This window comes from Streptomyces sp. NPDC048566 (assembly GCF_043199735.1).
Classification (GTDB): domain Bacteria; phylum Actinomycetota; class Actinomycetes; order Streptomycetales; family Streptomycetaceae; genus Streptomyces.
Genome location: NZ_JBICWL010000008.1, coordinates 25,847 through 45,181 on the forward strand (window position 1 = coordinate 25,847; position 19,335 = coordinate 45,181).

The 19,335-nt window shown below is 71.6% G+C and carries 18 protein-coding genes and 1 riboswitch; of the genes, 7 read left to right on the plus strand and 11 right to left on the minus strand.

Going from position 1 to position 19,335, the window contains the following annotated elements:
* Nucleotides 1–71 precede the first annotated feature (71 nt).
* Nucleotides 72–229, minus strand: a riboswitch (cobalamin riboswitch).
* Between the two features lie 45 nt (nt 230–274).
* From ACGFS9_RS15440 to ACGFS9_RS15455, 4 genes are all read right to left on the minus strand, one after another.
* Nucleotides 275–793, minus strand: a complete 519-nt coding sequence (locus ACGFS9_RS15440) for a GNAT family N-acetyltransferase (protein WP_393253534.1) — start codon at nt 791–793, stop codon at nt 275–277.
* 104 nt (nt 794–897) lie between these two features.
* Nucleotides 898–2,508 carry a monocarboxylate uptake permease MctP gene (gene mctP / locus ACGFS9_RS15445; protein ID WP_393253536.1) on the minus strand — a complete coding sequence of 537 codons (1,611 nt, stop codon included), beginning with the start codon at nt 2,506–2,508 and terminating at the stop codon, nt 898–900.
* Nucleotides 2,505–2,765, minus strand: a complete 261-nt coding sequence (locus ACGFS9_RS15450) for a DUF3311 domain-containing protein (RefSeq protein WP_393253538.1) — start codon at nt 2,763–2,765, stop codon at nt 2,505–2,507. Before ACGFS9_RS15450 ends, mctP begins: the two co-directional genes overlap by 4 nt.
* A gap of 192 nt (nt 2,766–2,957) precedes the next feature.
* Nucleotides 2,958–3,722 carry a GntR family transcriptional regulator gene (locus ACGFS9_RS15455; RefSeq protein ID WP_355864709.1) on the minus strand — a complete coding sequence of 255 codons (765 nt, stop codon included), beginning with the start codon at nt 3,720–3,722 and terminating at the stop codon, nt 2,958–2,960.
* Nucleotides 3,723–4,218: 496 nt separating this feature from the next.
* Between ACGFS9_RS15455 and ACGFS9_RS15460 the strand changes: the two genes are divergently transcribed.
* The 4 genes from ACGFS9_RS15460 (at nt 4,219) to ACGFS9_RS15475 (ending at nt 9,151) form a co-directional block, all read left to right on the plus strand.
* Entirely contained in the window at nt 4,219–5,505 is a 1,287-nt protein-coding gene (locus ACGFS9_RS15460) for an extracellular solute-binding protein (RefSeq protein WP_393253539.1), read from the plus strand.
* Nucleotides 5,506–5,651: 146 nt separating this feature from the next.
* Nucleotides 5,652–6,644 (plus strand): carbohydrate ABC transporter permease, encoded by a 993-nt coding sequence (locus ACGFS9_RS15465; RefSeq protein WP_393253540.1) that lies wholly within the window; start codon nt 5,652–5,654, stop codon nt 6,642–6,644.
* On the plus strand, nt 6,641–7,516 hold the full coding sequence (locus ACGFS9_RS15470) for a carbohydrate ABC transporter permease (protein ID WP_393253542.1): 876 nt from the start codon (nt 6,641–6,643) through the stop codon (nt 7,514–7,516). Before ACGFS9_RS15465 ends, ACGFS9_RS15470 begins: the two co-directional genes overlap by 4 nt.
* A gap of 9 nt (nt 7,517–7,525) precedes the next feature.
* Complete coding sequence (locus ACGFS9_RS15475; RefSeq protein WP_393253544.1) at nt 7,526–9,151, plus strand: glycoside hydrolase family 3 protein; 1,626 nt, start codon at nt 7,526–7,528, stop codon at nt 9,149–9,151.
* Nucleotides 9,152–9,245: 94 nt separating this feature from the next.
* Here the strand turns inward: ACGFS9_RS15475 and nagB are convergent, their stop codons facing one another.
* Nucleotides 9,246–10,031, minus strand: coding sequence for a glucosamine-6-phosphate deaminase (gene nagB, locus ACGFS9_RS15480; protein ID WP_393253546.1), 786 nt, complete (start codon nt 10,029–10,031; stop codon nt 9,246–9,248).
* A gap of 596 nt (nt 10,032–10,627) precedes the next feature.
* On the opposite strand from nagB, the gene ACGFS9_RS15485 reads away from it, so the two are divergent.
* The gene (locus ACGFS9_RS15485; RefSeq protein ID WP_393253782.1) at nt 10,628–12,094 is read left to right on the plus strand and encodes a sensor histidine kinase; all 1,467 of its coding nucleotides are present in this window, start codon (nt 10,628–10,630) and stop codon (nt 12,092–12,094) included.
* A 244-nt stretch (nt 12,095–12,338) separates the two neighbouring features.
* Here ACGFS9_RS15485 and ACGFS9_RS15490 read toward each other — a convergent pair whose 3' ends face one another.
* Together ACGFS9_RS15490 and ACGFS9_RS15495 are read right to left on the minus strand one after the other, a co-directional pair.
* A complete protein-coding gene (locus ACGFS9_RS15490; protein WP_006380970.1) occupies nt 12,339–12,596 on the minus strand; it encodes a WhiB family transcriptional regulator in 258 nt (85 codons plus the stop codon).
* A gap of 316 nt (nt 12,597–12,912) precedes the next feature.
* Entirely contained in the window at nt 12,913–13,881 is a 969-nt protein-coding gene (locus ACGFS9_RS15495) for a diacylglycerol/lipid kinase family protein (protein WP_393253548.1), read from the minus strand.
* Between the two features lie 170 nt (nt 13,882–14,051).
* On the opposite strand from ACGFS9_RS15495, the gene ACGFS9_RS15500 reads away from it, so the two are divergent.
* The gene (locus tag ACGFS9_RS15500; protein ID WP_393253549.1) at nt 14,052–14,504 is read left to right on the plus strand and encodes a hypothetical protein; all 453 of its coding nucleotides are present in this window, start codon (nt 14,052–14,054) and stop codon (nt 14,502–14,504) included.
* A gap of 6 nt (nt 14,505–14,510) precedes the next feature.
* Here the strand turns inward: ACGFS9_RS15500 and ACGFS9_RS15505 are convergent, their stop codons facing one another.
* From ACGFS9_RS15505 to ACGFS9_RS15515, 3 genes are all read right to left on the minus strand, one after another.
* Nucleotides 14,511–15,626: an RNA polymerase sigma factor SigF gene (locus ACGFS9_RS15505; RefSeq protein ID WP_393253551.1), complete on the minus strand. Its 1,116-nt coding sequence runs from the start codon at nt 15,624–15,626 to the stop codon at nt 14,511–14,513.
* Entirely contained in the window at nt 15,623–16,036 is a 414-nt protein-coding gene (locus tag ACGFS9_RS15510) for an anti-sigma regulatory factor (RefSeq protein ID WP_054228129.1), read from the minus strand. Before ACGFS9_RS15510 ends, ACGFS9_RS15505 begins: the two co-directional genes overlap by 4 nt.
* A 287-nt stretch (nt 16,037–16,323) precedes the next feature.
* Entirely contained in the window at nt 16,324–16,584 is a 261-nt protein-coding gene (locus ACGFS9_RS15515) for a UBP-type zinc finger domain-containing protein (RefSeq protein ID WP_393253553.1), read from the minus strand.
* Between the two features lie 61 nt (nt 16,585–16,645).
* Between ACGFS9_RS15515 and ACGFS9_RS15520 the strand changes: the two genes are divergently transcribed.
* On the plus strand, nt 16,646–18,241 hold the full coding sequence (locus tag ACGFS9_RS15520; RefSeq protein ID WP_393253554.1) for a Na+/H+ antiporter: 1,596 nt from the start codon (nt 16,646–16,648) through the stop codon (nt 18,239–18,241).
* Here the strand turns inward: ACGFS9_RS15520 and ACGFS9_RS15525 are convergent.
* Nucleotides 18,223–19,329, minus strand: a complete 1,107-nt coding sequence (locus tag ACGFS9_RS15525) for a 1-aminocyclopropane-1-carboxylate deaminase/D-cysteine desulfhydrase (RefSeq protein ID WP_393253556.1) — start codon at nt 19,327–19,329, stop codon at nt 18,223–18,225. The genes ACGFS9_RS15520 and ACGFS9_RS15525 overlap by 19 nt on opposite strands.
* Nucleotides 19,330–19,335: the final 6 nt, after the last annotated feature.

Genomic DNA, 19,335 nt, shown 5'->3' on the forward strand with positions numbered 1-19,335 from the left:
CTGGGCAGCCAGCGCACCGCGTCCACCGGCCCACTCCGCGAGGCCCGGACGTCGTCGGCACCCGGGCCGGACGGCCGGGGCGCGCTGTCGGCAGGTCCTCGGACTGAGACGTGTGCGGGCCCGTCCGCGGGACGAAAACGCACAAGTACACCGTTGCGGGACAGTTCCGGATTCGCACCGGATTCCCCTGCGGCGACAGCGAGCACGAGCATACATCTTGTGCCGGGCCCCGAGAGCACCCCCACATGTTGTGTCGTGTTGTCCTCGATGAGGGCTACGGAGCGTGCCGGAGCGTCAACTCGTAGGTGAGCAGCCGGATGTCGCCGAGCTCCGGGACCGGGTTCCAGTCGCGCTCCGGGGCGCGGGTGAAGCCCAGGCGCCCGTAGAGCCGGTGGGCGGCGAGCATGGACGGCTGCGTCGACAGCACGACCCGCACGCACCCCGGGACGGCCCCCGCGCGTTCGGCGCAGGCCCGCACGAGCGCCTCCCCGGCGCCCCGGCCGCGGAACGCGCGCGCGACGGCGAGCATCCGGATCTCGGCCTCGCCGGGACGGGCGATGTCCGCCAGGGGGCCGCCGTCCGGCACGAAGGTCACCCCGCCGGCCACCCGGTCCCCGGCGGCGGCGACCAGGACGTCGGCGTCCGCGGCCCGCCCGGCGACGTCGCGGAGCCTCGCCAGGTACGGATCGGCCGCCCCGAAGTCGAGCAGCCCGTCGCCGAGATACGCCTGCGCGGTGATCTCGCCCAAGGCCGGGTACTCCGCCGGCCGCGCCTGCCTGATCACGAAGTCCATGGAGCCGAGTGTGCCGGACGGACGGGGCGGCGGGCCGCCGGATTCTCTCCGGCGGCCCGCCGCCCCGCTCGGACCCGGGCGCGCGCGACGGCCCGGGGTGTCGCTCAGTTGCTCGCGCCCGCGGTGGCCGGCGGGAGGTCCGTCCGCACGCCGGGGTCGCCCGCGTCGGCCGTGTAGTCCTCCGGCGAGGTCTCGTCGACGCCGTCGGGCGCGTTGAACGCCCTGAGGGCGAAGGTGAGGACGACGGAGACGACCACGTTCAGGACGAACGCCGTCAGGCCGATGTAGCCGATCTCCCCGATGCCGGGGATCTCCTTGGAACTGCCGCCGAAGTGCTTCTGGGTCGGCGAGGCCACCCCGTAGGCGGCGAGCGTGCCGTAGGCCATGCCGACCGCCCAGCCGGCCAGCAGCGCCCAGCGGTGGAACCAGCGGGTGAACAGTCCGCCGACCAGCGACGGGAAGGTCTGCAGAATCCAGATGCCGCCCAGCAGCTGGAAGTTGATCGCGACCGTCTTGTCCATCGTCAGGACGAAGACGAGCGCGCCCACCTTGACCAGCAGCGAGACGATCTTGGAGACGCGGGTCTCCTCCTTCGGGGTCGCGTCCGGCTTGATGAAGTCCTTGTAGATGTTCCGGGTGAAGAGGTTGGCGGCCGCGATCGACATGATGGCCGCCGGGACGAGCGCGCCGATCCCGATGGCCGCGAACGCCACGCCCGCGAACCAGGCCGGGAACATGTTCTCGAAGAGCTGCGGGATGGCGAGCTGGCCGTTCTGCACCTTCACCCCGGCGGCGATGGCCATGAACCCGAGCAGTGCCAGCAGGCCCAGCATGAGCGAGTAGAGCGGAAGGATGGTCGTGTTGCGCCGGATCACCTCGCGGCTGCGGCTGGACAGCGTCGCGGTGATGGAGTGCGGGTACATGAACAGCGCGAGCGCCGAGCCGAGGGCGAGCGTGGCGTAGGTCCACTGGCCCGCTCCCGGCGGGACGAGCCCGCCGGCTCCGGCCGCCGTGTACTTGTCGCCCGCGGCCTTGAAGATCTCGTCGAAGCCGCCGAGTTTGATCGGGATGTAGATGACGGCCACCGCGATCACGATGTAGATCAGGGTGTCCTTCACGAAGGCGATCAGCGCCGGGGCCCGCAGACCCGAGGAGTAGGTGTAGGCGGCCAGCACGCCGAAGGCGATGAGCAGCGGCAGGTCCTTGACGAACCAGTTGGTGCTCTCGCCGCCGCCCACGCCCATCACGTCGAGGACGGCCTGGATGCCGACCAGTTGGAGCGCGATGTAGGGCATGGTCGCCAGGATGCCGGTGACGGCGACGGCCAGGGACAGGCCCTTGGAGCCGAACCGGCCGCGGACGAAGTCCGAGGTGGTCACGTAGCCGTGCCGGTGGGAGACCGACCACAGGCGGGGCAGGAAGGTGAAGATCAGCGGGTACACCAGGATGGTGTACGGCACGGCGAAGAAACCGGCCGCGCCCGCCGCGTAGATGGCCGCCGGGACGGCGACGAAGGTGTACGCCGTGTAGAGGTCGCCGCCGAGCAGGAACCAGGTGACCCAGGTCCCGAACGACCGTCCGCCCAGGCCCCATTCGTCGAGGCTGTGCTCGTTGTCGGCCTTGCGCCAGCGGGCGGCCAGGAAGCCCATGACCGTGACGGCGAGGAAGAAGAAGACGAAGACGCCGAGAGCGACGCCGTTCACGCCGTCGTTCATGCTCCGGTACCTCCTTCGGCCGCGCGGGCCCGCTGGTCACGCCGCCACAGCTGGTGGGCGGTCACGGTCAGCGCCGTCGACAGGACCACCCACAGCATCTGGTACCAGTAGAAGAAGGGGATGCCGATGAAGGCGGGGTCCGTCCTGGCGTAGGAGCCGACCCACAGCATCGCCACGAACGGCGCGAGCAGGCAGAGCGCGATCACCACGCGCACCGGTGTCACCACCGGTCTTCTCACTTCGGGCAGGTCTGGCATACGGCGGCTCCCGTCTCCTGGCGATCACCTGTGTAACGCGCAGGCAATCTAGGCGACGGTTCGGCTCTTGGGAACCCCTGCTCGAAGGGCTGGTGTGGAGGCTTGGTGTGGGTGCCGGCGGGCGGCGCCCGGGGGCTCGGCGCCGGCCCGAACGCGGGCACGCCGCGCCCGCCGGCCCCCCGGTCCGTCCGCTCAGTCCGTCGGGCGCTTGAGGCGGGCGACGAACTTGTACCGGTCGCCGCGGTAGACCGACCGCACCCACTCCACCGGCTCGCCCACCTTGTCCAGCGAGTGCCGGGAGAGCATCAGCATCGGCAGCCCCACGTCCGTGCCGAGCAGCCCGGCCTCGCGCGGGGTGGCCAGCGAGGTCTCGATGGTCTCCTCGGCCTCGGCCAGATGGACGTCGTACACCTCGGCCAGCGCGGTGTAGAGCGAGGTGTACTTCACCAGCGAGCGGCGCAGCGCGGGGAAGCGCTTGGCGGACAGGTGGGTCGTCTCGATCGCCATCGGCTCGCCGCTCGCCAGCCGCAGCCGCTCGATGCGCAGCACCCGGCCGCCGGCCGAGATGTCCAGCAGGCCGGCGAGCGTCTCGTCCGCGGTGATGTAGCCGATGTCGAGCAGCTGCGAGGTGGGCTCCAGGCCCTGGGCGCGCATGTCCTCGGTGTAGGAGGTGAGTTGCAGTGCCTGGGAGACCTTGGGTTTGGCGACGAAGGTGCCCTTGCCCTGGATGCGTTCGAGGCGGCCCTCGACGACCAGTTCCTGAAGCGCCTGCCGCACGGTCGTGCGCGAGGTGTCGAACTCCGCGGCCAGCGTCCGCTCGGGCGGGACCGGCGTACCGGGCGGCAGCGTCTCCGTCATGTCGAGCAGGTGCTTCTTGAGCCGGTAGTACTTGGGCACGCGTGCGGTACGGATGGGCGCCCCACCCTCGTTCTCCGCACTGCTGACGTCGGTGCTCATGCTCCGCCTTCCCGGCTCCGGATGCCGAAGCGACCGACGTTCCGTCGGTCACGGCTCACATCGTGGCACGGCTTGTCGTGCGAGTGTCCCCCCGCACGCTCCGTGATCCTCTCTATATACCGTCGGCCTCCGTGTTGGTCTAGTCCATCACGCCCGCTTGCTCGGTGCGCGGCGGTGCCCGGGAGGCCGGTGCCGCGCGGCGGGGCAGGGGGACGCGCGGGCCGTCCGGGGTGTGCCGGGGGTTCGCCCGCCGTCCGGCCGGGGTTCCCGAACGGCCCTGCCCTTTATGCCGCTTGCCTACTTAAAGGTCCTTGCATATGTAGGTCGCATAACGGACGAGAGGACGGGCTTACACACCCTTGACACCCCCCTAGGTCTAGGCCAAGCTCCCGGTACTGGTCTACACCATTGGTCCAGTCCCGGCCCCACGGGCGGTCACACGTCGTATGTCACCGCGGGGAGCAGGGGGGTTTGTGGCATCCCTGAGGAGGGTGGCGTGAAGCGCAAGCTGATAGCCGCGATCGGTATCGCGGGCATGATGTTCTCCATCGCGGCGTGCGGGGACAGTGACGACAAGTCCGGGGGGTCGGACAAGGCCGCGGACGCCAAGGCGCTGACGGTCTGGCTCACGGTCGACGCGCAGAACAACTGGCCCGAGCTGGTCAAGGCGGCCGACGCGGCGGTCAAGGCGAAGCACCCGGGCATCAAGATCAACCACGAGTACTACGGCTGGCCGGACAAGAACACCAAACTCGACGCCGTCCTCGCCACCGACAAGGCGCCCGACGTGGTCGAGATGGGCAACACCGAGATGCTCGGCTACATGGTCAAGGGCGCCTTCGCTCCCCTGGACACGTCGAAGTTCGAGAACTCGGACGCCTGGCTGGACGGCCTCAAGGCCTCCGTCACCTACGAGGGCAAGACCTACGGCGTGCCGTACTACGCGGGTGGCCGCGTCGGCAACTGGCGCAAGGACGTCGCGGCGTCCGTCGGCGTGAAGAGCCCGCCGAAGACCTACGCCGAGCTCACCTCCGCCCTGGACAAGATCCAGAAGAAGGAGGGCGACAAGTTCAGCGCCTGGTACCAGCCCACCCGCGACTGGTACGCGGCCATGTCCTTCGTCTACGACGCCGGCGGCTCCATCGCGAAGGAGGAGGGCGGCCAGTGGAAGGCCAACCTCTCCTCGCCCGAGTCGGTCAAGGGCCTCACCGAGTTCAAGAACGTCGTCGACACGTACATGCACGGCGACAAGACCAAGGACGAGTCCGACCGCTACATCGTCTACGGCCAGGGCAAGTCCGGCATGATCTTCGGTGCCGCCTGGGAGGGCGCGACCGCCGAGGACCCCAAGAGCGACAAGACCGGCAAGCTCAAGGGCAACCTCGAGAACTTCGTGATGCCCGGCCCGTCCGGCAACAACCTCCCCGTCTTCCTCGGCGGCTCCGACCTCGCCGTCCCGGTGAAGTCGAAGGCGCAGGGCGTGGCCGCCGAGTGGATCAACGCCTTCACCGGCGCCAAGGGCCAGAAGGGCCTGATGGCCAAGGGCAACCTGCCGAACAACAAGACGGACCTCGCGACCCTGAAGGACGACCCGGCGACGGCCGTCCCGGCCACCGCCGCCGAGTCCAACTGGTTCGTCCCGATGGCGCCGGGCTGGGGCCAGGTCGAGAAGGCCCAGGTCCTGCAGACCATGCTGCAGAGCATCGGCACCGGCAAGAAGTCGGTCGAGGACGCCGCGAAGGAAGCGGACGCCAAGATCGACAAGGTCATCAACACCAAGTGACCCGGAAACGGGGCCCCGTCGGTCCTCCGCCACGGAGGGGCGGGGCCCCGTCCGCCGTACGGCCCGGCCCGCGGGTTCGTCCCCGCGGGCCCGCCGTGCGGGCCCTTCGCCTTCGTACGACCTGAGGGACCGCTGAGGAGCGCGCGATGAGTGCCGCAGACACCACCACCCCCGCCAAGGCGCCGCCGCAGCGGCCGGCGCCACCGCCACCGGCCGCCGCGCCCGGAACACCGCGCAAGCGACGGACGTCGGGAACGGCGGCGACCCCCTGGGCTTTGCTCGCCCCCTGTCTGCTGATCCTCGTGCTGGTCCTCGGCTACCCGCTGGTCCGGCTGGTCACGCTCTCGTTCCAGAAGTTCGGCCAGTCCCAGCTCTGGGGCTTCCAGCCGGCCGAGTCCGTCGGCTTCGACAACTTCGCCACGGTCCTCGCGGACGGCCAGTTCTGGGCGGTCGTCCTGCGCACGATCATCTTCGCGGGCGGCTCCGTGATCTTCACGATGGTCGTCGGCATGCTGATCGCCCTGCTCCTCCAGCGCGTCTCCGGCTGGGTGAAGACCCTCGTCAACATCGTGCTGGTGGCCAGCTGGGGCATGCCCATCATCGTCGCCACCACCGTCTTCAAGTGGCTGTTCGACTCCGACTACGGCATCTTCAACGCGCTGCTCAGCAGGCTCCCCGGCGTGGACATGATCGGCCACAACTGGTTCGCCAGCGGCCCCCAGGGCCTGGCCGTGATCATGCTCCTGGTCGTCTGGGGCGCGGTGCCGTTCGTCGTCATCACCCTCAGCGCCGGCCTCACCCAGGTCCCCGCCGAACTGGAGGAGGCCGCGCGACTCGACGGCGCCGGCTCCTGGGGCGTCTTCCGGTTCGTCACGCTGCCCATCCTCAAGCCGATCATCGTGATGCTCACGACCCTCTCCGTCATCTGGGACATGGGCGTCTTCCCGCAGGTCTTCGTGATGCGCGGCGGCCACCCCGAGGACGAGTTCCAGCTGCTCACCACGTACTCGTACGACCGGGCCTTCGTCGTCAACGACTACGCGCAGGGCTCCGCCATCGCCCTGCTCACCGTGCTCCTCCTGCTGGGCGTGGTCGCCGTGTACATGCGCCAGATGCTGAAGATCGGAGAGGTCGAATGAGCGTCGTCGCCACGCCCCGGCGGGCGTCCGCCGCGGGAGGCAAGTCCTCGCGGCCGGGCACGTCCAAGCTCGGCTGGAACGTGCTCGGCCTGCTGGTCTTCCTCACCGCCGGCTTCCCCGTGTACTGGATGTTCAACACGGCCTTCAAGCCGGCCAAGGACGCCATCGACCCCGACCCGAGCGTCTTCCCCACCGGCCTCACGTTCGGCAACTTCCGCCGCGCGCTGGACATCGCCGACTTCTGGGGCCCGGTCGGCCGCAGCCTGGTCGTGTCCGTCTCGGTGGTCGTCATCGGCATCATCGTGGGCATGCTGGCCGCCCTGGCCATCTCCCGCTTCGCCTTCCGCGGCCGCAAGGTCGTGATCGTCGGCATCCTCGCGGTCCAGATGGTCCCTCTGGTGGCCATGATCATCCCGGTCTTCCTGCTGCTGAACGACCTGGACCAGTACGACAGGCTCTCGGGCCTGATCATCACCTACCTGACCTTCATCCTCCCCTTCACGGTGTGGACGCTGCGCGGCTTCATCGTCAACATCCCCAAGGAGCTGGAGGAGGCCGCGATGGTCGACGGATGCAGCCGCACCGGCGCCTTCGTCCGCGTGGTCTTCCCGCTGCTGGCCCCGGGCATGGTGGCCACGTCCGTCTACGCGTTCATCCAGGCGTGGAACGAATACCTCTACGCCCTGATGCTGATGAGCCAGAAGAACCAGACCGCCACCGTCTGGCTCGGTAATTTCACGACCAAGCACGGCACCGAGTACGCCCCGATGATGGCCGGAGCCACCATGATGGCCGTGCCGATCGTCGTCCTGTTCCTCCTCGTCCAGCGCAAGATGGCCGCGGGTCTGACCGCGGGCGCCGTGAAGGGATAACGCCACCCGATGACGACATTCGCCAGTGGTACCACCGCGTCCCACGCCAAGGACGGCCTGACGCGCGACGCCCTCACCGTCCTCCAGCCCGGCTTCACCGGCACCACGGCCCCGGACTGGCTGCTCCGCCGCCTCGGTGAGGGGCTCGCCTCCGTCGGCCTGTTCGGCCGCAACATCGCCTCCCCCGAGCAACTGGCCGCCCTGACCGCCCGACTGCGCGCCGAACGCGACGACGTCCTCGTCGCCATCGACGAGGAGGGCGGCGACGTCACCCGCCTGGAGGTGCGCACCGGCTCCTCGTTCCCCGGCAACCACGCACTGGGCGCCGTCGACGACGTCGCGCTCACCGAGGCCGTCGCCCTCGAACTCGGCCGCCGGCTGGCCGCGTGCGGGGTGAACCTCAACTGGGCGCCGTCCGCCGACGTGAACTCCAACCCCTCCAACCCGGTCATCGGCGTGCGCTCCTTCGGCGCCGACACCGACCTGGTCGCCCGGCACACGGCCGCCTACGTCACCGGTCTCCAGGCCGCCGGCGTCGCCGCCTGCACCAAGCACTTCCCCGGCCACGGCGACACCGCGGTCGACTCCCACCACGCCCTGCCCCGCATCGACGCGGACCTCTCGGTCCTCCAGTCGCGCGAACTCGCCCCGTTCCGCGCCGCGATCGCCGCGGGCAGCCGGGCCGTGATGAGCGCCCACATCCTCGTCCCCGCCCTCGACGCGGACCGCCCCGCCACCCTCTCCCGCCGCATCCTCACCGGTCTGCTGCGCGAGGAACTCGGCTACGAGGGCCTCATCGTCACCGACGGCATGGAGATGCAGGCCATCGCCGCGACGTACGGCATCGAGCGGGGCAGCGTGCTGGCCATCGCCGCCGGCGCGGACGCCATCTGCGTCGGCGGCGGACTCGCCGACGACGACACCGTGCGCCGCCTGCGCGACGCGCTGGTCCTGGCCGTCCGCAACGGTGAGCTCGCCGAGGAGCGCCTCGCGGACGCGGCGAACCGGGTCCGGGCCCTCGCCGAGTGGACGGCCGCCGCCGCGGCCTCCCGGCCTCCCACGATTGGCTCAAACGGTTCGAACGGGTCGAACGTGCCGGCCGCCCCTCTCACCGCCTCGGCCGCCCCGAGCGGCTCATCCGCCCCGGCCGCCCCGGCCGACCCGGAGCGCCCGGCCGACCCGGAGCGGCCGGTGGACGTCGGCCTGGTGGCCGCACGGCGCGCGCTCGGCGTGACCCGCTCCGGGAGGTTCACCCCGTTCACCGAGGCGCCCTACGTCGCCGCCCTCGCCCCGGTCGCGAACATCGCGGTCGGCGACGAGACGCCCTGGGGCGTGGCCGCCGAGCTCGCCCGGCTGCTCCCCGGCACCGAGACCGGGAGCTTCACCGGTGAGGACGCGGGCGCCGAGGCCCTCGCCGCCGCCGGAAAGCGCCCCCTCGTCGCCGTGGTCCGGGACGAACACCGCCACCCCTGGATGGGAGCGGCCCTCGACACGCTGCTCGCCGCGCGTCCCGACACCGTTGTCGTCGAGATGGGCGTACCGCAGTCGGCACCCCGCGGGGCGCTGCACATCGCTACCCACGGCGCCGCGCGGGTCTGCGGCCAGGCTGCGGCCGAGGTCATCGCGGGGGAGTAGCCCCGCCGGCCGGGTGCCGCACGGGCCCGTGGTCTGGTGGTGCCGGCGCCCTGCCTCCCGACGGGAGGCGGGGCGCCGGCACCACGAGCGGTCCTCAGATGCCCTGCCAGTCCGGCTTCGCCGCGAAGGTGGCCCGGAAGTAGTCCCCGAGCTTCAGCTTCGAGGCGGCGGCCTCGTCGACCACGACCGTCGCGTGCGGGTGCAGCTGGAGCGCGGAGGCGGGGCAGATCGCCGCGACCGGCCCCTCGACCGTCGCGGCCACCGCGTCCGCCTTGCCCTCGCCCGTGGCCAGCAGCACGAGGTGCCGGGCCTCCAGGATCGTGCCGATGCCCTGCGTGATGACGTGGTGCGGGACCTGCTCGATGTCGTCCTCGAAGAAGCGCGCGTTGTCCACCCGGGTCTGCTCGGTCAGCGTCTTGATGCGGGTGCGCGAGGCGAGCGAGGAGCACGGCTCGTTGAACCCGATGTGCCCGTCGGTGCCGATGCCCAGCAGCTGGAGGTCGACCCCGCCGGCGGCGGCCAGCGCCGCGTCGTAGGCCACGCAGGCCGCCTGGACGTCCGCCGCGGTGCCGTCCGGCCCGGTGAAGGCGTCCATCCCCAGCCCCAGCGGTTCCAGCACCTCGCGGCGCAGCACCGAACGGTAGGACTCGGGGTGCTCGGAGGGGAGCCCCACGTACTCGTCGAGCTGGGCGATCCGCGCGCCGGAGGCGTCCACGGCACCGGAGCGCACCTTCGCCGCCAGCGCTTCGTAGACGGGCAGCGGCGTCGAGCCGGTGGCCACGCCGAGCAGGGCGCCGGGCTTGCGCCTGAGCAGCTCCGCCATGGCCTCGGCGATCAGCTCGCCGCCCGCCTTGGCGTCCGGGACGATGACAACTTCCACGCTGGGCCTGCCGATCTGGAGAGGGGACGCGACTGGAACCGAAAAACGAAAGAGGACACGTGTGGTATAGACCAATCTAGCAGAGTGCCCTTCACGCGTCCCCTTCCGCGCCCATCCGGTTCGCGTCGGCGACGCACGGGTTCCGGGGCCCCGGCACGTCTCCCCGCATCCGCCGATCCCGCCCGTTCACGAACCGAACCGGGCTACTCTGGTGGGGGCCTGCGGGCGTTTGACACTCGGACGACGGCGAACCTCCGCGGACACGGGGACGGCGAACACGTGGACGCGGGGCTCTGGTCTAGTCCACAATGCTTTGAGAAACTGAACAAGCCTCCGTCTTCCCCGCACAGGAAGGCGGACCGAGGAACCGGGGCTCTCTGCCCTGACTGCTCCGGCTCCTCCCTTCGGCCGATCGGGACCGCACACCCCGTGGCCGTTGTTGCTCCGGGCTGCGGTGCCGGGAGGGTTGAGGGTCCCTCCCAGGCGCCGCGGCCCGCGGGTGTCTCACGGGGCTGTACGGGCATCACCGCGGCCCCGTGCGAGCGGCCGACCGGGGTCCCGCCGGACCCGCCGGGTACGCTCGCACCGTGCCCTCCATGAACGACCTCGTACGCCAGCACACGGCCCTCGACGACTCCGATCTCGAGTGGCTGCATCTGCTGGTCTCGGAGTGGCAGCTGCTCTCCGACCTCTCCTTCGCCGACCTCGTGCTGTGGGTCCCCACGCGCGACGGCACCCGCTACGTCTCCGTCGCCCAGATGCGGCCCAACACCGGCCCGACCTCGTACCAGGACGACATGGTCGGCCACCTGGTGCCCCGCGGGCGCCGGCCGCTGCTGGACGCGGCCCTCGACGAGGGCCGGATCGTGCGGGAGGGCGACCCCGAGTGGCGCGAGGAGGTCCCGGTCCGTGTGGAGTCCATCCCCGTGCGGCGCGAGGGCCGGGTCCTCGGGGTCATCGCCCGCAACACCAACCTGCTCACCGTGCGCACCCCGAGCAGGCTGGAGCTGACCTACCTCCAGAGCGCCTCCGACCTCGCCCAGATGATCGCGGCGGGCACCTTCCCCTTCCCGGACCAGCAGGTCGACATGGACGCCTCGCCGCGGGTCGGCGACGGACTGATCCGCCTCGACGCCGACGGCGTCGTCCAGTACGCCTCCCCGAACGCGCTGTCCGCCTACCACCGGCTGGGCCTCGCCGCCGATCTGGTCGGCCACAACCTCGGCTCCACGACCGCCGAACTCGCCCCCTCGCGGGGGCCGGTGGACGAGGCGCTGGCCAAGGTGGCCAGCGGCTGGGCGCCCCGCGAGTTCGAGATCGAGAGCGCCGAGGGGGTGATCCAGCTGCGGGCGATCCCGCTCAAGCCCAAGGGGACCCGCGTCGGCTCCCTGGTCCTGCTCCGGGACGTCACCGAACTGCGGCGCCGCGAGCGTGAGTTGATCACCAAGGACGCCACCATCCGGGAGATCCACCACCGGGTGAAGAACAACCTCCAGACGGTCGCCGCCCTGCTGCGGCTCCAGGCCCGGCGGATCGACTCCGAGCGCGGCCGGGAGGCACTGGAGGAGGCCGTGCGCCGGGTGGGCTCCATCGCGATCGTGCACGAGACGCTCTCCCAGAACCTGGACGAGCGGGTGGAGTTCGACGAGATCGCGGACCGGGTGCTCGCGATGGTCGCGGAGATCTCCCCGGGCAAGGTCACCGGGCGGCGCACCGGGCGCTTCGGCATCCTGGACGCCGAGGTGGCCACCCCGCTGTCCATGGTGCTCACCGAGGTCCTCCAGAACGCGCTGGAGCACGGCTTCCGCGAGGGGGAGCGGGGCACCGTCGAGGTCTCGGCGGTGCGGGGCGGAACCGCCAAGGAGGCCCGCCTGCTGGTCACGGTCCAGGACGACGGGGTCGGACTGCCCGCGGGCTTCGACCCGCACCGCTCCGGCAACCTCGGCCTGCAGATCGTACGGACGCTGGTGGAGGGCGAGTTGGGCGGCACGTTCGACATGGTGCCCGCCCCCGAACGCGGGACCCAGGTGATCCTGGACATCCCGGTGCGCCTGACCAAGTAGCGCCTTCCCCACACGATCCGCACAACTCGCCCCGGGCCGGCGGCCGTCGGCGACCGCTCGGTCGGTCACACAGCGTGACGTGCGCCCCCGGGAGAACAGCAATGAGCCCCGGACCACCAGGTGGTCCGGGGCTGAAAGCTCGTTGCAATCAAGCGCATCGGGGTACTGCGCGCTGCGGCTCGGGGGCGGGAGATGCGTACACGCTGTACGCGCCGCCAAGCCCAGGCTCGTGCGGGGTGGAGCGTCAGGCGGTGGCCTGACGGGCCCGGTTGCGGGCGGCACGGCGCTTCATCGCGCGGCGCTCGTCCTCGCTGAGGCCACCCCAGACGCCGGAGTCCTGGCCGGACTCGAGCGCCCACTGCAGGCACTGCTCCATAACGGGGCAGCGGCGGCAGACGGCCTTGGCTTCCTCGATCTGCAGCAGCGCAGGACCGGTGTTGCCGATGGGGAAGAAGAGCTCGGGGTCTTCCTCGCGGCAAACGGCGTTGTGACGCCAGTCCATGGCTGCTACCTCTCCTTGGTCTTACATGCTGGTGCTTGTGAATGTGAACGCTTTCACGAAACCCTCAACAAGTGAAGGGCCGACAACCAGACGGACTGGTGTGGTCCTTGATGTGAGGAGGGGTTCCGGTGCTCTGTGGGGCCGATGGTGCGGGCCGTCCCGAGCGCCAAGAAGAGACTCGCAAACCTCGGCGGCGGATACAACCCCTTCTGGAAAGTTTTTTTTGATTCCTCGGTGTCGACTAGGTCACAGCCGTACTTCCATGGGGTGGACCCTGGCCTAAACGTTCGAGTGAAAGGACTTTGGGCCCTTCCGCTCACACAATCACACGCAGTGCACGGCGTACGCCTGTGAACGTCACGCTGGTACGGAGTCCGAGGTGGTCGCCGTCCATCTGGAGGGGCAGCGGCGCCTTCGAATGCAAGGTGAAGTCCGTCAGATCGTGCAGGGACAGGGCGTGCTTGCCGCGAGGTCCCCGGTCGGGGGACGAAGTGAGCAACTGAGCGGCATACCGGGCAACGGAGGCCGTCGACATCCGGCTGAGGCCCAGTACGTCGAGCCCCGTATCGAACGAGGCCTTAGGCGAGGCGTACACCGGACGATTGCCGAGAAACGTCCACGGCGCGGTGTTGCAGATGATGGACAGCACCAGATCGGTCACCGGGTCCGCGCCCGGGCGCTCCAGCGTGATCGTCCCGTGCCGCCGATGCGGTTCGTCCAGGAACTGCCGCATCACCTGGCGCAGATACAGCGCGTGCGTCGACCGCCGGCCGCGCTCGCGCTGCTGCTCGACCCGGCCCACCACCCCCGCGTCGAAGCCCAGTCCCGCGCAGAAGGTGAACCAGCGGGAGGGCACGCCCTCGTCCTCGGTGCCCGGCGTCCCCGCGGCGAGGCCGAGACCGACCGTCCGCTCCCGCTCCTCGCGCAGCGCGTCCAGCAGGGCGCCGGTCGCCTCCACGGCGTCGTTGGGCAGCCCGAGGGCGCGGGCGAAGACGTTGGTGGAGCCGCCGGGCACCACCGCGAGGCGGGGCAGCGATTCCGGGTCGGGCCCCCGGTGCAGCAGACCGTTCACGACCTCGTTGACCGTGCCGTCCCCGCCGAGGGCCACGACCAGGTCTATGTCGTCGCCGTCCGCGGCCTGCCGGCCGAGGTCCCGGGCGTGCCCGCGGTACTCGGTGGTGACGGCCTCCAGCTTCATCTCGCTCGCCAGCGCGTGGATCAGGACGTCGCGCGTCCGCGCACTCGTGGTGGTTGCCGCCGGATTGACCACGAGAAGTGCACGCATGCGATGCAGCGTACCTACTGGGTGGTACCCGGCCCAGGCCGAGGTAGGGGTCCGGTAAGAGATGCGGGCGTGAGCCGGGCCACAGCGGACGGTCCGCGCCGCGCGGCACCGCTCCCCGACGCACGCCCCGGGGCCCTCGGCGCCGCGGCGCCGACGGCTACTCTTCAGGGGTGAGCCGAGAGCAGACCCCCACCCCCGACGCGCCCCTCGCCGAACCGCGCCCCGGGCGGCTGACCGCCGCCGCGGCGCTCGCCGCGCTCGAAGGGCTCGCCCTCGTCGCGGGCGGCGTCTACATCCTCGTCCTCGGCCTCACGGGCGACCCCGACGACCGGCAGCAGGCCGTCACCGGCGGCGTCACGCTGATCGTGCTGGCGCTGCTGCCCCTGCTGGCCGCGCGCGGCCTGCTGATGCGCCGCGCCTGGAGCCGGGGGCCGGCCGTCATCACCCAGGTGATGGCGTTGCCCGTCGCCTACAACCTGCTGCGGGCCGACAGCCTCGCCATCCCGGCCGGCATCGCCCTCGCGGTGGTGGCGGTGGCCGCCCTGGTGCTGCTCGTCAACCCTGCGACGACGCGGGCCCTCGGCATCCGAGGGCCCGGCGGCGACACGCCGGACGGGAAGTAACCGGCCTCACTCCTCGACGAGCAGCTTCTCCCGCAGCTGGGCCAGGGTGCGGGCCAGCAGCCGGGAGACGTGCATCTGCGAGATCCCGACCTCCTGCGCGATCTGCGACTGCGTCATGTTGCCGAAGAACCGCAGCAGCAGGATGCGCTTCTCCCGCGGCGGAAGGTCCTCCAGCAGCGGCTTCAGCGACTCGCGGTACTCGACGCCCTCCAGCGCCTCGTCCTCCGCGCCCAGGGTGTCCGCGACGGCCGGCGACTCGTCGTCCGTGTCGGGGACGTCCAGGGACAGCGTGGAGTACGCGTTCGCGGACTCCAGGCCCTCCAGGACCTCCTCCTCCGAGATGGCGAGCTTCTCCGCCAGCTCGTGCACCGTGGGGGAGCGGCCGTGCAGCTGCGACAGTTCCGCGGTGGCCGTGGTCAGCGCCAGCCGCAGCTCCTGGAGGCGGCGCGGCACCCGCACCGCCCAGCCCTTGTCGCGGAAGTGCCGCTTGATCTCGCCGACCACCGTCGGGGTCGCGTACGTCGAGAACTCGACGCCCCGCTCCGGATCGAACCGGTCCACCGACTTGATCAGCCCGATCGTGGCGACCTGGGTCAGGTCGTCCAGCGGCTCGCCCCGGTTGCGGAACCGGCGGGCGAGGTGCTCGACGAGCGGCAGGTGCATGCGGACCAGCTGATTGCGCAGCTCCGCGTACTCGGCACTGCCGTCCTGCATCTTGCGCAGCGCGACGAACATCACCCGGGCCCCGCTGCGGTCCTGCGGGTCGTGCTGGATGTGCTGCGCGCTCGGCCCGTGCTGCGTGCCCTGCTCCGCGTCCCGCTCGTGCTCGCTCATAGTCCCGCCCGTCACCATTCCCCGAGCCCGAGGCTCTTCCCCCATGACCTCGGCGCCGGCGGCCCCGGCCGCACGCGGCCCGGGAGAGGCTCCCCGGACGGGGGAGACCCCGGCCCGCGCCGCGCCGGCCGGGGCGCCGCCCGCCTCCGGATGCTGCCGGGCCTGCTCGGGGATGCCGTCGACGCCGTCCGCCGTGTGCCGCGACCCGTCGGGGCCGTCGGCGCGCTCCGCGGAGGGCTTCCGTGTGCCGCGCCCCTCGTCCCGCACCGGACCGTCCCCGTCCTTCACGCCGGCCCGGGTCCCGCGCCGCGCTGTTTGTAGAGGCTGATCGACACGGTCTTGTCCTCGGCGACGGTGGAGTCGACCTTGCCGGCCAGCGCCGACAGCACGGTCCACGCGAACGTGTCCCGTGACGGAGCGTGACCATCCGTGGTCGGGGCGGAGACCGTGACCTCCAGTGAGTCGTCGATGAGCCGGAAGACACAGCTGAGGACGGAGCCGGGGACGGCCTGCTGCAGCAGGATCGCGCAGGCCTCGTCCACCGCGATGCGCAGATCCTCGATCTCGTCGAGGGTGAAGTCCAACCGGGCCGCCAGCCCGGCCGTGGCCGTGCGCAGTACCGACAGGTAGGCACCCGCGGCCGGCAGCCGGACTTCCACGAAGTCCTTCGTCGCGGGCTCGCCTGCGATCTGGGACACCCTCACCTCCATGGTGGTACAAGCTCGTGCGAGCTCTCTCGGGGCCGAGGGTCGCCCCCCGGGGTAACGCGCTACGTCGTTCAGCGGTGACGCTACCGCGCTCCCGTCTGTCGTGTCCTGGGGACCCCGCCCCTTGCTGTCACTCATAGTAAGCCCATGCGTACACACAGTGGCTAGGGGTCTGCGGGGCCCAAATCGGAAGAGCGCGCGCCGGGTTGACGTACCCAGGCGTCAGACGGTCGAACCGTCCCGACTTCCGGCCACCGCCGGTCCGCCCGCGGCGCGGCTCAGACGAGCACGTGGTCGACGAAGCACCAGCGCCAGCTCTCCCCCGCCTCGAACGTGCGCATGATCGGATGGCCGGTGTCCTTGTGGTGCTCCGTCGCGTGCCGCAGCGGCGAGGAGTCGCAGCAGGCGAGATGGCCGCACTCCAGGCACAGGCGAAGCTGTACCGGGTGCGTGCCCGCGGCCACGCACTCCAGGCACGTCTCGCTCTGGGGCTCGGGTTCCCGCTCCGGCAGCGCGTCGGTGTGCGTGCACTGTTTCATGATTGCCAGGTTACGTCGGGTGTGCGGGATGCCGTGCGAAAACGAGGGCGGGCGGAAGACGATGCACGTATTGCCACTGCTGTTGCTGGTTGCCGGGAGCGCGGCGGTCGCCGGGGCGGCCCGCCGGACGCCCGTCCCGGCACCCCTGCTGCTCGTCGCGGCGGGCCTCGCCGTCTCGTACGTCCCCGGCGTCCCGGCCTACGAACTCGACCCCGACATCGTGCTTCCCCTGCTGCTGCCGCCCCTGCTCTACACGGCGGCCACCGACAGCTCCTACCTCGACCTGAAGGCCCAGTTGCGGCCCGTGGCCCTGCTGTCGGTGGGCTACGTCCTGTTCGCGACGCTCGTGGTCGGCTGGGCGGCCTACCTGCTCGTGCCGGGACTTCCACTGACCGCCGCGCTGGTGCTGGGCGCGGTCGTCGCGCCGCCGGACGCCGTGGCCGCGACGGCGGTGGCGCGCCGGGTGGGGCTGCCCTCCCGGATCACCACGATCCTCCAGGGCGAGTCCCTGGTGAACGACGCGACCGCGATCACCGCCTACAAGGTGGCGCTCGCCGCGGCCGTCGGCGAGGGCGCGACCTGGGCGGGCGGCGTCCGCGAGTTCCTGATCGCCGCGGTCGGCGGCGTGCTCGTCGGGCTCGCGCTGATGATCCCCCTGCACTGGCTGCGCACCCACATCGCGGAGGCGCTCCTGCAGAACACCCTCTCCCTGCTCATCCCCTTCGTCGCCTACGGGATCGCCGAGTGGGTGGAGGCGTCCGGCGTGCTCGCCGTGGTCGTCGTCGCCCTCTACCTCGGCCACCGCGCCTGGGAGGTCGACTTCGCGACCCGCCTCCAGGAGGAGGCCGTCTGGAAGATGGTCGCGTTCGTCCTGGAGTCCGCGGTCTTCGCCCTCATCGGCCTGCAACTGCCCGTCGTGCTCAAGGGGCTCGGCACCTACGAGGGGACGAGCGCGGCCTGGTACGCGATCGCCCTCTTCCTCGTCGTCGTCGCGACCCGGTTCGTCTGGGTGTTCCCGGCCACCTTCCTGCCCCGCGTCCTCTCCTCGCGCATCCGGGAGCGGGAGGAGAACCCGACCTGGAAGGCGCCCTTCGTCATCGGCTGGGCCGGCATGCGCGGCGTGGTGTCCCTCGCCATCGCCTTCTCCGTCCCGCTCACCCTGGACGGCGGCGAGAAGTTCCCGGGCCGCAACCTGATCCTCTTCCTCACCTTCACCACCGTCATCGGCACCCTCGTCGTCCAGGGGCTCACGCTGCCCCCGCTGATCCGGCTGCTGAAGCTCCCCGGCCGGGACGCGCAGGCGGAGACGCTCGCCGAGGCCAACGCGCAGGCGCAGGCGTCGCAGGCCGCCGAACAGCGGCTCGACGATCTCCTCACCGACGAGCGCAACGCCCTCCCGCCGCCCCTCGCCGAACGGCTGCGCGCCGTCCTGGAGCGTCGCCGCAACGCCGTCTGGGAGCGGCTGGGCGCGGTCAATCCGGTCACCGGGGAGACGGTCGACGACACCTACCGGCGGCTCTCCCGGGAGATGATCGGCGCCGAGCGCGAGGTGTTCGTCAAACTCCGCGACCTGCGCTACATCGACGACGAGATGCTCCGCACGCTGCTGCGCCGGCTGGACCTGGAGGAGGCCGCCGCCTATCGCGAGGCGGCCTGAGCGGGCGCCCCGGCGGGGAACGGCGCCCCGGTGATCACGGCCGCGACCGTCGTACCGCGCGGGAAGGCCCCCTGCTCCGCGAGGGCGACCAGCCCGTACAGCATCTTGGCGACGTAGAGGCGCTCGACGGGCAGACCGTGCCGCACCTCGAAGTCCTCGGCGAAGGCGTCGAGTTCGGGGGTGGTGCGGCCGTAGCCGCCGAAGGTGAAGCGGTCGTCCAGGGACCAGGCGCCGCGCCGGCCGCCGAACGCCGCCCGCTGGAGCGCCTCCGTCTCGGCGCCGAGGAAGTCGCCCCCGACGACCGGGAAGCCGAGAGCGCGCTGCTCCGGGGCGAGGCCGGCGGCCAGTCCCGCGAGGGTTCCGCCGGTGCCGCAGGCCACCGCGGCCACGCCGACGCCGTGGCCGCGCAGTTCCTCGCCGAGCGCGCGGCAGCCGCGCACGGCGAGGACGTTGCTGCCGCCCTCCGGCACCACGTAGGCGTCCTCGGCTCCCGCGGCGCGCAGGATCGCGGCGAGGGCCGCGGGCTCCGCCTTGCGGCGGTAGGCCGACCGCTCGACGAAGTGCAGGCGCATCCCGTCGGCGGCGCAGCGGGCCAGCGAGGGGTTGCGGGGACGGTCGGCCAGCTCGTCGCCGCGGACCACGCCGAGGGTGGGAAGGCCGAGGAGGCGTCCGGCCGCCGCCGTGGCGCGCAGGTGGTTGGAGTAGGCGCCGCCGAAGGTGACCACCCTCCGTCCGGCCGCCGCCGCGAGGTTCGGCGTCAGCTTGCGCCACTTGTTGCCGACGATCTCCGGGTGGATGAGATCGTCCCGCTTCAGCAGCAGCCGCAGGCCGTGACGGGCGAACCGCTCGTCCGCCGCCTCCCGCAGCGGTGAGGGGAGCCGGGGAGCGGTCCCGAACGGCTCCGGCCCGCGGGGTGCCTCTCCGGAGCGCCCCGAGGGCGCTGCTCCGGGCGTCGTCCGCGGCGCGCCGTCGCCGGCCCCCCGCCCCCCGTCGGCTCGTCCGCCGTGGGCGCCCGCCGCGCCGGCACGGGGCATCCCCGTGCGGGGTGCCGCCGCGGGGGCGGTGTCCGGGGAGTCGGGGCTGGTCACCCGCCC

Excerpts from the sequence above, each read along its gene's own strand:
- ACGFS9_RS15440 (WP_393253534.1), bottom strand. The coding sequence starts at position 793 with ATGGACTTCGTGATCAGGCAGGCGCGGCCGGCGGAGTACCCGGCCTTG.
- mctP (WP_393253536.1), bottom strand. The coding sequence starts at position 2,508 with ATGAACGACGGCGTGAACGGCGTCGCTCTCGGCGTCTTCGTCTTCTTC.
- ACGFS9_RS15450 (WP_393253538.1), bottom strand. The coding sequence starts at position 2,765 with ATGCCAGACCTGCCCGAAGTGAGAAGACCGGTGGTGACACCGGTGCGC.
- ACGFS9_RS15455 (WP_355864709.1), bottom strand. The coding sequence starts at position 3,722 with ATGAGCACCGACGTCAGCAGTGCGGAGAACGAGGGTGGGGCGCCCATC.
- ACGFS9_RS15465 (WP_393253540.1), top strand. The coding sequence starts at position 5,652 with ATGAGTGCCGCAGACACCACCACCCCCGCCAAGGCGCCGCCGCAGCGG.
- ACGFS9_RS15470 (WP_393253542.1), top strand. The coding sequence starts at position 6,641 with ATGAGCGTCGTCGCCACGCCCCGGCGGGCGTCCGCCGCGGGAGGCAAG.
- ACGFS9_RS15475 (WP_393253544.1), top strand. The coding sequence starts at position 7,526 with ATGACGACATTCGCCAGTGGTACCACCGCGTCCCACGCCAAGGACGGC.
- ACGFS9_RS15485 (WP_393253782.1), top strand. The coding sequence starts at position 10,628 with ATGAACGACCTCGTACGCCAGCACACGGCCCTCGACGACTCCGATCTC.
- ACGFS9_RS15490 (WP_006380970.1), bottom strand. The coding sequence starts at position 12,596 with ATGGACTGGCGTCACAACGCCGTTTGCCGCGAGGAAGACCCCGAGCTC.
- ACGFS9_RS15495 (WP_393253548.1), bottom strand. The coding sequence starts at position 13,881 with ATGCGTGCACTTCTCGTGGTCAATCCGGCGGCAACCACCACGAGTGCG.
- ACGFS9_RS15515 (WP_393253553.1), bottom strand. The coding sequence starts at position 16,584 with ATGAAACAGTGCACGCACACCGACGCGCTGCCGGAGCGGGAACCCGAG.
- ACGFS9_RS15520 (WP_393253554.1), top strand. The coding sequence starts at position 16,646 with ATGCACGTATTGCCACTGCTGTTGCTGGTTGCCGGGAGCGCGGCGGTC.